Raw genomic sequence first — 15,260 nt, 5'->3', positions numbered from 1 at the left:
GACACTATTTGTAATTAATGCGCCTCCAGCCAGTTTTTCCCTTTTCCACAATCAGCTTTCAATGGAACGACCAGTTTATAAGCATTTTCCATTTCCTCTATTACCACTTTCCGCACTTTATCCAATTCATTGCTTTCCACATTGAAGTTCAACTCGTCATGTACTTGCAGGATCATTTTCGATTTAATATTTTCCCGTTCGAAACGGTCGAATATGCGGTTCATCGCCACTTTGATAATATCGGCTGCACTTCCTTGTATAGGCGCGTTTATCGCGTTTCGCTCGGCATATCCGCGTACGGTCGTGTTGCGTGAATTGATGTCCGGCAGATAGCGTTTACGGCCGAAAACAGTTTCCACATAATTATTGGTACGGGCTACGGATATACTCTTATCCATATATTCCTTTACTTTCGGGTAAGTAGCAAAATAGCCGTCTATCAATTCTTTGGCCTCTCCGCGAGGGATAGATAAGCGTTCCGCTAATCCGAAAACCGATATGCCATAAATGATACCGAAATTTGCAGTCTTGGCTTTCCGGCGCATATCGCCTGTTACTTCACTGATCGGGATCTTATATATTTTGGCAGCAGTAGCGGCGTGAATATCCTCTCCGCTGTTGAACGCATCGATCATTGTAGGGTCCTGGCTCAGGTGTGCCATTATGCGGAGTTCGATCTGCGAATAGTCGGCAGAGAAGAAGATACACGTCTCATCTGCAATGAATGCCTTGCGTATTTCTTTCCCCTGCGCGTCGCGGATTGGTATATTTTGCAGGTTCGGATTACTCGAACTTAACCGCCCTGTAGCGGTTACCGTTTGGTTATAAGAAGTATGCAGCTTATCGTCGAGCGGGCTTACAAGCAGAGGTAAAGCATCTATATATGTACTCAACAGCTTTTTCAGTCCACGGTATTCGAGGATCTTACCTACAATAGGATGGGCATCTTTCATGCTTTCCAGTGTTTCTTCACTGGTCACATACTGGCCCGTTTTGGTTTTTTTCGGTTTTTCTACAATCTTGAGTTTATCGAAAAGAACTTCACCTACCTGCTTGGCAGAATTGATATTAAACTCCTGCTCGGCGGCTTTATATATTTCCGATTCTATCCCTTGCAATTCCAGTGTAAGCGTTTTCGAGTATTCGGCTAATGCCGCTTTATCGAGGCGTACACCGGTATATTCCATATCGGCAAGCACGTAGATCAATGGTAATTCTATGTCGTATAACAATTTACCTAAATCCTGCTTTTCTATTGCTTTTTCCAGTATTGCTTTCAATTTCAGTGTAACATCGGCATCCTCACAGGCATAGTCCTTTATCTGATCGGGGCGCAGGCTACGCATATTGAGTTGGTTTTTACCCCTCGAACCTATAAGTTCGTCGATATGGATGGTTTTATATTTCAGGTAAGTCTCTGCCATATAATCCATATTATGACGCAATTCCGGATTGATAAGGTAATGGGCAATCATGGTATCGAAGAGCCTGCCCCGCACATGAATGCCATACTTTTTCAATACGATGATGTCGTATTTTATATTCTGTCCGATTTTCTCTGTTTCCCCATTCTCGAAAAACGGCCTGAATTGCTCTACAATGGCTTTTGCTTTTTCAAGGTCCGCAGGTACAGGCACATAGTAGGCTTCTCCTTCTTTGAAGGCGAACGACATGCCCACCAGTTCGCTTACATTCGGATCAAGTCCTGTGGTTTCCGTATCGAAGCAACAAGATTGTTGTGAGGCTATTGTTTTTGCTAAATTGGCGATTTCATCGTCTTTTTCTACTAAATGATAAGTATGTGGGATATCCTTCAGTTCCTGCAATCCTGAATAGTTGACTGTATCCGCCGACTCGGCTTTTGGTGGCAATAATTCCGCGAATAGATCGCCTTGTATAGCTTCGTGCGTGGTTGTTATCCGCACAGGATTTGCCGGAGTGCCGTCTTTTTTCAATACACGGTTTATAAGTGTTCTGAACTCCAGTTCTTCAAACAAGGCAGAGAGCTTCTCCGCGTTGATTTCCTGACGTTTAAACTCATTCTTATTGAATTCGATAGGAACATCCGTTTTGATGGTTGCAAGGAATTTAGAGAAAATAATTTGCTCCTTGTTTTCTTCCAACCTTAACTTCAGTGTGCCTTTCAGATCGGCAGTATGTTCAAGCAGGTTTTCGATAGTACCATATTCCTCCAGTAATTTCTGCGCGGTTTTTGGCCCCACACCCGGACATCCGGGTATATTATCGGAGGCATCGCCCATTAGCCCGAGTAAATCTATCATCTGTCCGGGAGATGATAATTCATACTTTTCCATGATTGCCTTAGCATCGAGCGTGTCGAATCCTGTTCCTGCAAACTTCGGCTTGTACATGAATATATGGTCGCTGGTTAGCTGCCCGTAGTCTTTGTCGGGGGTCATCATATACACATCGAAGTTTTCTTTCTCGGCTTTCTTTGCAATTGTGCCGATTACATCATCCGCCTCATAGCGGGCGACTTCCAGCTCCTTGATATTATAAGCGGCTATAATTTCCTTAATAACAGGCACTGCCGCTTTTATGTCTTCGGGTGTTTCCAGCCGCTGAGCTTTGTAATGTTCGTAGGCATCGTGCCGGAAAGTACCGCCGGGCGGGTCGAATGCAACGGCTATATGCGTCGGGTTTTCCTTACGAAGCAATTCTTCCAGTGTATTCACAAATCCGAATACCGCGGATGTATTCTGCCCTTTCGAGTTTACTCTGGGGCTTTTGATAAAAGCATAATATGAACGGTATATTAATGCGTAAGCGTCTAATAGAAATAATTTCATCGGGATAAATTAAAAATTGGCGACAAGTTACGGAAAAAGCAGCGAATTACAAAAGGTCTTTTTTAAGTTACAAGATAGTGAAAAATGAAAAGTGAAAAATTATACGAGATACGAATTGTTGACTGCTAGCCGTTTACTGAAAAAGTATTACCTTTGCACACAGATTCGAATACAACTAATGGATAACAGATATTATAAAGAATTTGGAACCCTTCTGTCCAAACATTTTCCCTATAAAGTTCAAAAAATCTCGATAAATGCAGGGTTTACATGCCCGAATCGTGATGGGTCGAAAGCAGTGGGGGGATGCACCTATTGCAACAACCAGAGCTTTAGTCCCGGATATGGAGGAAAACAGCGTAGCGTAAGCGACCAGTTGAGGGATGGCATTGCTTTCTTCTCCTACAAGTATCCTGAAATGAAATACCTCGCTTATTTTCAGTCTTACACAAATACATATGACAGTATTGATAAGCTGATTTCGTTATATGAGGAAGCCCTTTCATATCCCGGCGTCGTGGGGCTGATAATAGGCACCCGCCCCGATTGTATGCCTGACGAATTACTCGATTATTTCGCAGAACTGAATAAGCGAACATTCCTTATAATAGAATATGGATTGGAGTCGACACTCGATTCTACTCTCGAATTTATCAACCGCGGGCATACGCATGCCGAAAGTGTGGACGCTATCCATAAAACAGCCGCGAAAGGTATTTATACGGGTGCTCATCTGATTCTGGGATTGCCCAATGAAAGCAGAGAGCAGGTATTGGCACATGCCGGCGAGGTATCGAAGTTACCTCTGACAACCTTAAAGTTGCATCAGTTACAATTGATAAAAGGCACGGTTATGGCAAAGCAATATCGTGAGCACCCCGAATGGTTCAACCTGTTCGATGCAGATGATTATATCGACTTAATCATTGATTTTTCGGAAAGGTTAAATCCTGATTTTATTATCGAGCGTTTTATTTCACAGTCTCCTAAGCAGCTCCTTATCGCTCCCGATTGGGGCTTGAAAAATTTCGAATTCACCGCTAAAGTATTAAAGAGGTTTGCAGAAAGGGAGACATGGCAGGGACGGCTTTTCTATAAATAACCTTACTTAAGCACTTTCGGCCTTACATCCTCCTGTGATGTAGAAGGCTTATTATCTTTTTTACCTGTGAAGAAGTTTTTCACTTTGGAGAAGAAACCGGTAACTTTCTTCGCAAAATTCTGTTTCTTCTGTGATACTCCGACAGATTCCACAACGGCAGGCTGTAGTATTTGCCAAAAATAATTGAATGTCGAATGATAGGGGTCCCTTTCTATATAGAGGTAGGGTTCACGCGGTCTTGAATTCTCTTTGTTCGGATTGTTTGACCGTATAAATGCATTCGCAACGTTAGTGACAAATTTATTTGAAGACTCCGGATCATCGCCTTTCAGTATATTTATGCTCAAATCATTATAGAGGAATTTCATCCCTACAGACGCATTCATACTTGAGGCTTCTGTCCTAAAAGTCAGATCTTTGAGCATGCCGCTCTTTATTTCCGCTTTAGCCAATGGGGTTATAATCCGGTTCAGGTCGCGTAAATCGAAACGATGCAAATGTGCATCCAAAACAAAACAGTCATAATCGGGGCTGACAGACATATCCCATTTTGCAGTAAAATAACCCGTCCCCATAAGATTGCCGTTTGCATCGAGATGCATGTATTGCTGAGGATGTGAGGCTATGTTGGTAAGTCCGTCTATACGGGCATTCATACCCATGAATGAAATTTGCCCCGGCACTGTTCCATTCTTAGGCAATTCTTCATATATAACAGAGAAATTAGAAACATCGGTCGTGTCTATAGCTATCCAGAACGAAAGATCATACAATTTAGTATAGATAAGGGGTTGGAGCTTAGGCGGTGTATATATCTTTTTATTTTTCAAATTCTGAAGCATAACATCTTTTACTACAAGTCGATTAGCATTCAGTATATTATCTGAGAAATAGCGTTGGAAATCGATGCCCGAAAGGCTGATATTCCCTGTGGTGACATCGAACCAATCCATGTGTGTCGGATGCTTATAGGCAAAATCCATTTTGGGATAAACAGATGTCATTTTTATACCCGAAAGAGCCAGGCTTGCATTTTTCTTGTTTACATCTATCTCTCCTATATCAATTGTATAAAAGCCATTCATAATAGGGAAATGCAGGTCTTTAGTATTAAAGCGGATATCTTCCATGTCTATCTTCCGGGCATCGGTGTCAATGAAAAATCCGGTCATGCCAAAATTCGTCGTATTTACTGTTTGACGGTCCTGTTGTTTTTCATCAAGGGAATGCTCATAGTTTATATGTGCGTCGGCCAGATTGAATTTTTTAATTGATAGTTTGTTTATATATGGATGCAATGAAGAATACAGGCCGGTACCCGAAGAATCTTTCTTCTGCCTCGGAATAGTATCGCCGGAATTTCTCTTCCTTATATCCAGGGTTGGTTTTGTTATATTGACAGAGACCATATCCAAAAAAGATTTCCCTGTCAGGCGATCCCAATCAATACCGGATAAATCAAAATCCTCAAATTCTGCGCCGAAGCTTATATCCGGTTTTTGAATATTAAATTTACCGTTGGAGAGGGCGAATGTTCCGATAGTTACTTTTTTTCCAAATATCTTTAGTAATTCATCTATATCCCGGGGATTACCTTCCGCTTGGTGCTTGTTTTCCGAGTGAGGGTTTATATGTTTCGCAATATAATCTACTTCGGGAGATTCCAGAATAAACTTATCTATTCTGAAATTCCTGTTTAAATCCCATTGTAACGAATGCAGCTGTAAAGCCTGTAATGTTGTTTGCAGGCTGTCGCGAGATACCCGGTCAATATAGGATACCTGCACGTTCTTTATATCTATATCATCTGCTACAAGACTTTTGATAACAGAGATTGCATTGCCGGAAGAAGTTTTATCATCCTTATCTACCGGTGAATTGGCAGTTTTAGTGATTTGTATCCGGGGAGAATCAACTTCAAGGGATTTTATCTTTGCTCTTTCCTTATTCAGATAGCTGTCGTTGTCAAACCCTTTCACTCTTATCAGCGGGATATCGATATCGTAATAAGTTGCCGGGGCTTTATCCCATATATTTTCCTGGGGGATCAGCTTCACATCACGCAAGAGTAATAATCCTGTGAGCGTCGAAATATTTGCATCCTTTATCTGTAATCTGTAATTCTTTCCCGGCAGAAAGTTGTCGAAATCTTTAAATGAAAGCCCGATATCGTCGCAGGTGAATAAGTATTTTTCTGTCTTTCGGGTTTCTTCATCGATCAGGAATTTTACCGCATAGAAATTAAGTTTCTGCAAACGGAAATTATCTTTGGTACCTAAATCATGTATAATAATATTCGCATTAGCCAGATTTATGTTTTTTACAGATAAATAGTCTGCATAGGGATTGAATATATCCAGGGCATCATCGGCTATTTCTATTTCGTCTTTTTTCGATGAATCCGGTTTATTCTTCTTTTTTACTTTGAAATACCTGATATCGGGCGATTCTATTTTGAGTTGCTCTGCCGAAACGCCGGTGTCGTAATTAAGCCCGTCGATCCGGATTGATTTTATAGTACCCGAAAAATAATCTTTTCGCGCATTTACGGTTGATATCGGATTAACTCTTATATCAGAGATATTGAAGTGTTTACTTTCTGTGTTGAGCGTTAGGGTTGCTATATTGAGATTTGAATTATTGCTGGCAATCAGTCCCTTTATATTGGTTGCCTCCATGGCAAAATTATCGACATACCAGAATCTTTTGAGCTTTTCAGATAAGGAATCGATGACGAAATTCTTTGCGTGGAAATCAAATTGCTCTAAAGAATATTCGTCAGACCTGCCGTCTTGAGTAAACGTATAGTGGAACTTGGTTTTTTCAATACCTATTTTCCCAATGGATATGCTTTGGAGGATGGGAGATGTAATACTGTATAAAGACCATGTTTGATCATTATCCGCATTATTTTGCTTCAAAGAATCTCCATTCCGGGCAACAGATTTGTCTTTCACACTATAATATTGGATATCGGTGGAAGAAATATCGAAAGAATCGGCATTCAGATAACTCAAAGCATTTTCTCTCTTAAATTTGACTCCTTTAATAAACACCGATTTGATGGTCGCATCCAGATAAGCACCCGTTTTCTCCGTCCTGCCCGCCCAGAAGTCATCGGTCGGATGCAGGTGCACGCCTTCTATCCGTACCAGTTCGTCGATCGTGCTCAGCTTAATGTTCCTTGTATTCAGGATAAGCTGGTTGCTGTATAATAATTGCTGAGGTTTGTCTGCTGTAAATTCAAAGTTATCACAATAAAGTAATTTCCCCGATGAATACGAATCCTTATCCAGTCTGAATCCGTAAGCGTTGAAATTTGCATCGCTAAGTGCATATTGAACCGGGGAAATGGAGTCTTCAACTATATAATAAATATTGGCATTCCCCAGATTTATTTGTTTCACGGTGAGAACATCTATATATGTCGAGATCATCTGGTATAAAGTTTCCCGCTCTCTGTTTTGCTGCCCATCCAACGATGATTTCAGAAAAGAATGTAATTGAGGCTGAAAGACCTTTATATCAGGGGATTTAAGCTCGAACAGGCTAAAATCCAGATTTTTATAATTCCTGCGCCATGTAAGGTTTATGCCTTTGAAGTGAATCTTATCTATTTTTACTTTGTAATAGAGGTCGGGGAGACTGTCCCCGTTTTTCCATTTTTCGAAAACAGCTGAGTCGGGTATCAGTTCAACCCCATTAATTATAAGTTCCCCGCTAAAGAACCCGACAGAAAGATTATTGTATGAAAAGCTGTAGAAGCCATTTGTAGCTTTCGAGACTTCTTCCCTGAATTTTTGTCTCAGACTGTCTTCCAACTGATAGGTCAGATACCAGTTAAGGCCAAATCCGCCTGCAATGAATAATGCAAGTGTGATAAGTATGATCCTTAGTCTCTTCTTCCCTTTTTTAGTCATTAAACAATGTCGTTTTGTTTAGTTATCTTATTATCAACAAATACAGGGAGGATTTGTTTTCCGGTTGTCAGCCGGAGAAAGTGTTTAGAGAAAGGTTTCGTCTATAATATCGGACGCGACGTCTTTCTTGGATTTCAGTCCAAAGTCTTTACGTTCGCCATTGCGGTTAAGTATTGCTATTTTGTTTGTATCGTATTTGAATCCTGCCCCTGCGTCATTTAAAGAGTTAAGTACGATGAAATCGAGGTTTTTCTTCACAATCTTTTTCAGGGCATTGTTTTCCTCGTCATTCGTCTCCAAAGCAAACCCGACAAGAAGCTGGTTTGCCTTTTTCATTTTACCCAGTGATGCCGCGATATCTTTGTTCGGTACAAGTGATATATTAAGTATATCACCGTTCCTCTTTACTTTTTCCGCATACTGCTCTTCGGGCCGGAAATCAGCAACAGCCGCGCATAATATAGCCACATCCATTGCAGGAAAAGCCTTTACGGAAGCATTATACATTTCTTCCGCAGATTCTACATCTATACGTGTAATGTTAGGGTGATTTATCGTCAACGATACAGGACCTGCAATTAAGGTAACCTCAGCTCCCCGGACGGCGCATTCTTCGGCAAGGGCAAAACCCATCTTTCCCGATGAGTAGTTGCCGATAAATCGAACCGGGTCTATCCGTTCATAAGTCGGTCCTGCTGTTATCAGTATTTTTTTTTTTGAAAGAACTTCCTGCTTCGTGAAGAAATCCTCAACAGTAGCCAGAATTTTTTCAGGTTCTTCCATTCTTCCCTTGCCTGTCAGGTGGCTCGCGAGTTCCCCAGAAGCCGGTTCGATAATGATATTTCCATACGAGCGCAGTATTTCGAGGTTCCGGGTTGTTGCGGGATGGGCAAACATATCCAAATCCATAGCGGGCGCGATCACCACAGGCGCTTTCATCGACATATATGTAGTAATCAGCATATTGTCTGCTACTCCATTCGCCATTTTACCCAGGGTGGAGGCTGTTGCAGGAGCAATAAGCATGAGGTCAGCCCATTGGCCAAGATCGACATGGCTGTGCCAGGTGCCGTCGTTAGCGGTAAAAAATTCACTGACAACAGGTTTTCCTGTAAGCGCCGACAATGTGACGGGAGTAATAAACTCTTTCCCGGACGGGGTAATTACGATCTGCACCTCCGCGCCGGCCTTAATCAAAAGGCGGGCCAGCGATGCTGCTTTGTATGCCGCGATGCTCCCTGTAATACCTAATACGATATGTTTATCTTTCAGTGTCATATTTCCGATACATTTTAAAAGCAAAGATACGGTTAATAGGAATATGAGTATTCAAATGGATATAAAATTTATTTAAATCTTAGGGTCGCAGACCTGTTTATTACTATTGTATCTTCAACAAAATAGCCGGTTATAATTAAATAATATTGTATCAAAAATTACCTTTCATCTATTTAACGTATCAAATATCTATGTTTTAGAGCATCAAACTATACTTTTCTAATTCTTTTACATACTTTTGCCTAGCAAAAATTTAAAACAATCACTTAATCAAGCAAAAAATGACCGAAATACTGAGACAAAAACTAAGCGACTCGAAGGCAGCCCGGTGGACTGTGCTGTGCGTTGTTGCATTTACCATGTTCTGCGGATATTTTATTACTGATGTAATGGCTCCGTTGCAAGATATGTTAGCAAAGGAATTAGGGTGGGATGCCGGTGACTATGGTTTCTTTACCAGTGCATACGGATGGTTCAATGTATTTCTGTTTATGCTTATTATCAGCGGCATTATCCTTGATAAAATGGGCGTGCGGTTTACCGGATTAGGCGCATGCATTTTGATGATCATAGGATGTAGCCTTAAATATTATGCCGTATCCGGACTGGGTTCTTTTGAAGGGACAATGTTTGGATTCAAATCCCAGGTGATGGTTGCCGCTATCGGATTTGCCATTTTCGGAGTAGGGGTAGAAACAGCCGGAATAACAGTTACAAAAGTAATCGTGCGTTGGTTCAAAGGCCATGAAATAGCGCTGGCAATGGGACTTCAGGTAGCTGTTGCCCGTATAGGCACAGCACTGGCACTATCTGCTGCAATTCCATTAGCGAAACACTTTCAACATATATCAGCTCCTGTACTGTTTGGAGTAGTGCTTCTTTGTATCGGACTTATCGCTTATCTTGTTTTTTGTGTGATGGACAGGCGTCTGGACGCATCTGTTGCAGATATGGATAAAGAAGCGGAAGAGCCTTTCCGTATTAAAGACATAGGCTCGATCATATCAAATAAAGGATTCTGGTTAATCGCCCTTTTATGCGTTCTTTTCTATTCAGCCGTATTCCCGTTCCTTAAATATGCAACCTCCCTGATGATAAATAAGTATGGATTAGATCCTGAACTGGCCGGGAATATCCCGGCAATACTTCCATTTGGAACAATCCTTCTAACTCCGTTCTTTGGCGGGGTTTATGATAAAAAAGGAAAGGGAGCGACAATTATGGTAATAGGAGCTGCCATGCTGATAGGTATCCACTTCCTGTTCTCATTACCACTACTGAATGTCTGGTGGTTTGCTACAATTTTAATGGTACTTCTGGGAATCGCATTTTCGCTTGTGCCTTCGGCGATGTGGCCGTCTGTACCGAAAATTATCCCTGAAAATAAACTGGGGTCTGCATATGCCCTTATTTTCTGGGTGCAGAATATCGGATTAAGTATGGTTCCGTTGCTTATTGGTACAATCCTGAATAAATATTGTACTTTAGGAACAAATCCCGATGGCAGCCCTATTTATGACTACACTCTCCCCATGATTATCTTCACCTGCTTCGGAATACTCGCCCTCATAGTCGCTTTCCTGCTGAAACGCGAAGACAAGAAAAAAGGCTACGGGCTGGAATTACCAAACATAAAGAAATAAAGCAAAAAGTCCGGTTCCTCAAAACAACCGGATTTTTTATTTTACCGGTTTTGAATAGAATAACTTTATATAAATGACTCCCGAAACAGAAATAACTCAAAAAGGACACCCAAAAGGACTATACCTGATCTTCGCCACCGAGATGTGGGAACGGTTCAGCTATTATGGAATGAGGGCTCTCTTTGTACTGTATATGACAAAGGCGCTGCTTTTCGACAAGGCCTACGGCGCGCAGATATACGGCAGCTATACAGGCCTTGTGTACCTCACTCCGCTGATTGGCGGATACATCGCCGATCGCTATTGGGGAAACCGCCGCTCCATCATTGCGGGCGCATTGCTCATGGCAATAGGACAATTCCTTATGTTTCTTTCCGGCTGCTATTTCGAGAACGTGGAATTGGCTACCACGCTGATGTTTTCGGGGTTGGGATTCCTTATATTCGGCAATGGCTTCTTCAAGCCTAATATTTCTACCATGGTGGGACAATTGTACAAGCCCGACGATAAACGGAAAGACTCAGCCTATACGATCTTCTATATGGGAGTGAATACCGGATCGTTCTTTGCCCCCATTGTTTGTGGTGTCTTGGGAGACACAGGACATCCGGCCGATTTTAAGTGGGGATTCCTTGCCGCCTGTATCGGCATGTTGCTCGGTGTTGTTGTTTTTATCTTCTTAAAAGATAAATACCTGCGAACCCCCGGGGGGGATGCGATAGGTGTCATTCCCAATAGCCACGACACGCGGCGGATGGATACTGAGAAGAAACCTGCCGGGGACACTCCGACAGCCGCAAAGGGTAAGTCAACGGCCAAACTGGCCGTCATATGGGGTACAGTCTGGATTGGTTTATTCATTTTGCTTTATACGGTGCTGAAGACCGATATCATCGGGTCTATTATATTCTCTCTCGCTATTGCGGCGCCGGGATATGTAATATCGGACCCGTCACTGACCAAAATAGAGAGGTCGCGTATCTGGGTAATTTATATTATCGCTTTTTTCGTGATATTCTTCTGGTCGGCATTCGAGCAGGCCGGGGCATCGTTAACCTATTTTGCAGAAGAACAAACCGACAGGCATGTGGGGCTGTTTGACTGGACTATACCGACATCGTATTTCCAGTCGGTAAATGCTGTCGCCATTATCATTTTCGCACCTGTCTTTGTTGCCATCTGGACAAAGCTGAGCAAAAAAGGAAAAGAGCCTGCCTCCCCTTATAAACAATCGATAGGTTTGTTTCTGCTGGCAATCGGTTACCTGATTATAGCCTTTGGCGTGAAAGGCCTTGCGCCGGGTATAAAAGTGAGCATGCTCTGGCTGATAAGCCTTTACACCATACATACATTCGGTGAGCTCTGCTTATCCCCGATAGGATTGTCGATGGTAAATAAGCTTGCTCCAATACGGTTTGCCTCTCTGCTGATGGCTATCTGGTATATGAGTACATCGGCTGCCAATAAATTTTCGGGAACCTTGAGCAGTTATTACCCCGAGCCGCTTATCGAACTGGCAGCAGTACAATTGGTGGAAAAAGAAAATACCTTAACTTTATTACCCGAAGAATTTGAGAAGGATATCAGCGAAAAAGACGGAACAAAAGTCATTCCTTTCGACCGGATAATGTTCTACAAAGTGGAGGATAGAACCTTGAAGGCTGAAATACAAAATTCATTGGAAAAGCAACAGCTGGAGAATCCGAAAGTATTTATGGGATACAGGATATCCAACCTTTATGATTTCTTCATGCTCTTTGTATTTATGGCGGGGGCGGCGTCAGTCATTCTGTTCTTCCTGTCAAGGCGCTTAATGAAAATGATGCATGGGATAAAATGATACCAGATTTTTAAATATCGATGTGAATCGATACTCGGTGTTATTTCTAAAAAAACAATCTGTTCTTTAGAATTGTTTTTATTAAAATATATTCGGAACTTAGAGGGACAGATAATAACCCATTAAAAAATAATACATTATGAAGTTTTTTATCGACACAGCCAATTTAGACCAGATCCGTGAAGCCAACGATCTCGGAGTACTGGACGGGGTAACGACAAATCCTTCCCTGATGGCAAAAGAAGGGATAAAAGGTGTAGAAAACCAGCGGAAACATTATGTGGAAATCTGTAATATCGTTGACGGTGATGTCAGCGCTGAGGTAATAGCGACGGATTATACCGGTATGATAAAAGAAGGAGAGGAACTTGCTGCCCTTCACAAAAACATTGTGGTAAAAGTACCTTGTATAGAGGAGGGAATCAAAGCTATAAAATATTTCAGCAAAAAAGGTATCCGTACTAATTGTACTCTCGTTTTTTCCGTGGGACAAGCTCTGCTGGCCGCAAAAGCAGGAGCCACTTATGTTTCCCCGTTCGTTGGCCGTCTCGATGATATCTCCAGCGACGGTATCGAGCTTGTAAGCAAGATCGTGGATATGTATTCTACATACAATATGAAGACTCAGGTTCTGGCAGCTTCGATCCGCAGTACACAACATATTATACAATGCATTGAAGCAGGATCGGATGTCGCTACCTGTCCGCTGGCGGCTATTAAAGGGTTGCTGAAGCATCCGCTTACCGATAGCGGGCTGGCGACTTTCCTGGCCGATTATAAGAAAGTGAACGGATAAAGGATATATAAATAATACGGATCGGGAACAGACTTGTTTATGTCAGGGAGCCCGATAAAAAAAAGGGTATCAATCTACTGATACCCTTTCTCATAGTGTTTAAACATAGCGGTCTGAAGATTGACTTGGCGTTTTGCGCGACCGGAAACATCCGCTTGTACGACCTGGAAATCCCGGCCCCATAGATTCCCAAATATTCCACAGTACCCACCATTAATCTTGTGACCGATGAGATAATGTTTACCGCGAAAGCCAATGTTATAAGATGTATCTGTTATTTATGCCAAGTTTAATATTGGATTGTTTTCTGCTACGCGCAATCAAAGATTGTTTGTGTTACTTTTGCCCAAAGCCGCAAAAGGAACCGAAAACGCTTTAGCGCCCCGCTTCAAAGGCCGGCCCGTTAACAGAAGAGACGGCTAAACTAAAAAGGAATGTTACTTCTTATTGTCTCATAATAAGAAGACTGAACAAACGTGGATTCGTTGCGTAAAGTACTGTTTATAAAGCTTAAAAGATGTTTTTACCGTGTAGTTTTTCCGTGCAGTAAATGAATATTATGCTATTTTTTACCTTTCCTTTTCAATTCGTCCCTCAGCAAAGAGGCCAATTCGTAATCCTCGCCTTCGATTGCATCTTTGAGCAGCGTCTCCAGCTCATCGAGATTAAGAAGCGAATAATCCAAAGCCAGATGGTCTCTTTCGTTTTCCGGACTAGCTGCGTCCTGAATAGAATTTTTATCGAAGACTATTGCCTGTTCCTGCATAATGGCTTCCGATGTATATATAGGCGACTTCGTCCTTAATGCAATTCCCACGGCATCGGAAGTCCTGGATTCTATCTGAATGTTTTTATCACCCTGGCTTAATATCATGCGGGAAAAGAAAACCCCGTTCTCATATTTATATATTTCCACTTCACGCAGGATAATACCGAACTGATGTAAAAGCGAACGGAATAAATCATGTGTAAGGGGTCTTGGAGGATAAGAGCCTTGCAGCTTGAATGCTATGGACTGAGCCTCGGGAGTTCCAACCACAATCATCAGCCGGCGTACACCGTCTTCTTCCGCCAGAACCAATCCGTATGCCCCTGATTGTGTCTGGTTGAACGAAAAACCCAGTACTGATAATTTTACTCTGTCATCCATGTTGTAGATATAATATGGGATCAAAAATACTTATTTATTTTATATAGTCGAGAGAATCACTCTTGTTTTAAAACATTTTAAACTATTGCCACTGTCCGGCATATCCTGTTTTTCTGTCTTCCCAATGAACGACAGTACCTCCGTCCTTAATTTAAACGAAATTGTATATTTTGGCGGAAAGTTTATCTATATATAGCTTTTAGCCGTTAGCTATTAGCTGATGGTTCTTTGACAGATTTGGAAGGATTTAAAAATTTAATATTTAAGAATTTAAAGATTGATTAGAAAAAGTAATGAAAAGTGTAACCTTTGTTACCTTAAAAGTTATCACCAAAATTCGCCAAGAAAGCAAACGAAAATAAAAGGGATATTAATGAAAATAAATATACTTATATACAGATGTTTAAATTAGTTAATAAGAGTAAAAACAGATTTTTATTTTTCATTTACATAATCGTTTTTTATCCATTATTTGTTACCTGTTTGTTACTTATGACTTTTTATAATTGTTACTTTATTTGTTTTTCGTAAATTATTATGTTTCTTGTATTTATATAATATCTAATTATTAGTTATTTAAAAACATATATATCAAAAGGTAATTAATCCTTATTTTCCTTTGCCATGTCGTTCCTTGTTTGTATCTTGCCCCCGGTTTAATTTTTAATTTAATATTGATCCTTATGACAAACAGCAGGAAACAACCCAAAGCAAAGGAGCC

The 15,260-nt window shown here is 41.3% G+C and carries 8 protein-coding genes; 4 read left to right on the top strand and 4 right to left on the bottom strand.

Features of this window, described 5'->3' with window-relative positions; all coding sequences use genetic code 11:
• Positions 1-14 precede the first annotated feature (14 nt).
• Positions 15-2,810 carry a DNA polymerase I gene (polA, locus tag ACFO6W_RS15995; RefSeq protein WP_379998226.1) on the bottom strand — a complete coding sequence of 932 codons (2,796 nt, stop codon included), beginning with the start codon at positions 2,808-2,810 and terminating at the stop codon, positions 15-17.
• Between the two features lie 178 nt (positions 2,811-2,988).
• Between polA and mnmL the strand changes: the two genes are divergently transcribed.
• Positions 2,989-3,912: a tRNA modification radical SAM protein MnmL/YtqA gene (gene mnmL, locus ACFO6W_RS15990; RefSeq protein ID WP_379998224.1), complete on the top strand. Its 924-nt coding sequence runs from the start codon at positions 2,989-2,991 to the stop codon at positions 3,910-3,912.
• A 2-nt stretch (positions 3,913-3,914) separates the two neighbouring features.
• Here the strand turns inward: mnmL and ACFO6W_RS15985 are convergent, their stop codons facing one another.
• Together ACFO6W_RS15985 and coaBC are read right to left on the bottom strand one after the other, a co-directional pair.
• Positions 3,915-7,832, bottom strand: coding sequence for an AsmA family protein (locus tag ACFO6W_RS15985; RefSeq protein WP_379998222.1), 3,918 nt, complete (start codon positions 7,830-7,832; stop codon positions 3,915-3,917).
• Between the two features lie 84 nt (positions 7,833-7,916).
• The gene (gene coaBC / locus ACFO6W_RS15980) at positions 7,917-9,110 is read right to left on the bottom strand and encodes a bifunctional phosphopantothenoylcysteine decarboxylase/phosphopantothenate--cysteine ligase CoaBC (RefSeq protein WP_379998220.1); all 1,194 of its coding nucleotides are present in this window, start codon (positions 9,108-9,110) and stop codon (positions 7,917-7,919) included.
• A gap of 281 nt (positions 9,111-9,391) precedes the next feature.
• Here coaBC and ACFO6W_RS15975 point away from each other — a divergent pair, with 281 nt between their 5' ends.
• From ACFO6W_RS15975 to fsa, 3 genes are all read left to right on the top strand, one after another.
• Positions 9,392-10,753, top strand: a complete 1,362-nt coding sequence (locus ACFO6W_RS15975) for an MFS transporter (RefSeq protein WP_379998218.1) — start codon at positions 9,392-9,394, stop codon at positions 10,751-10,753.
• A gap of 73 nt (positions 10,754-10,826) precedes the next feature.
• Positions 10,827-12,593, top strand: coding sequence for a peptide MFS transporter (locus ACFO6W_RS15970; protein ID WP_379998216.1), 1,767 nt, complete (start codon positions 10,827-10,829; stop codon positions 12,591-12,593).
• A 139-nt stretch (positions 12,594-12,732) separates the two neighbouring features.
• On the top strand, positions 12,733-13,389 hold the full coding sequence (gene fsa / locus ACFO6W_RS15965) for a fructose-6-phosphate aldolase (RefSeq protein WP_379998214.1): 657 nt from the start codon (positions 12,733-12,735) through the stop codon (positions 13,387-13,389).
• 562 nt (positions 13,390-13,951) lie between these two features.
• Here the strand turns inward: fsa and ACFO6W_RS15960 are convergent.
• A complete protein-coding gene (locus tag ACFO6W_RS15960) occupies positions 13,952-14,539 on the bottom strand; it encodes a bifunctional nuclease family protein (protein WP_379998212.1) in 588 nt (195 codons plus the stop codon).
• Between the last annotated feature and the right edge of the window lie 721 nt (positions 14,540-15,260).

Source organism: Dysgonomonas termitidis, assembly GCF_042654545.1.
Classification (GTDB): Bacteria; Bacteroidota; Bacteroidia; order Bacteroidales; family Dysgonomonadaceae; genus Dysgonomonas; species Dysgonomonas termitidis.
Note: the sequence above shows the minus strand (reverse complement) of the source record. Positions and strands in the feature narration are given on the sequence as shown.

Coding starts and splice junctions, on each gene's coding strand:
- mnmL (WP_379998224.1), top strand. CDS start 2,989: ATGGATAACAGATATTATAAAGAATTTGGAACCCTTCTGTCCAAACAT.
- ACFO6W_RS15985 (WP_379998222.1), bottom strand. CDS start 7,832: ATGACTAAAAAAGGGAAGAAGAGACTAAGGATCATACTTATCACACTT.
- ACFO6W_RS15970 (WP_379998216.1), top strand. CDS start 10,827: ATGACTCCCGAAACAGAAATAACTCAAAAAGGACACCCAAAAGGACTA.
- polA (WP_379998226.1), bottom strand. CDS start 2,810: ATGAAATTATTTCTATTAGACGCTTACGCATTAATATACCGTTCATAT.
- ACFO6W_RS15975 (WP_379998218.1), top strand. CDS start 9,392: ATGACCGAAATACTGAGACAAAAACTAAGCGACTCGAAGGCAGCCCGG.
- coaBC (WP_379998220.1), bottom strand. CDS start 9,110: ATGACACTGAAAGATAAACATATCGTATTAGGTATTACAGGGAGCATC.
- ACFO6W_RS15960 (WP_379998212.1), bottom strand. CDS start 14,539: ATGGATGACAGAGTAAAATTATCAGTACTGGGTTTTTCGTTCAACCAG.
- fsa (WP_379998214.1), top strand. CDS start 12,733: ATGAAGTTTTTTATCGACACAGCCAATTTAGACCAGATCCGTGAAGCC.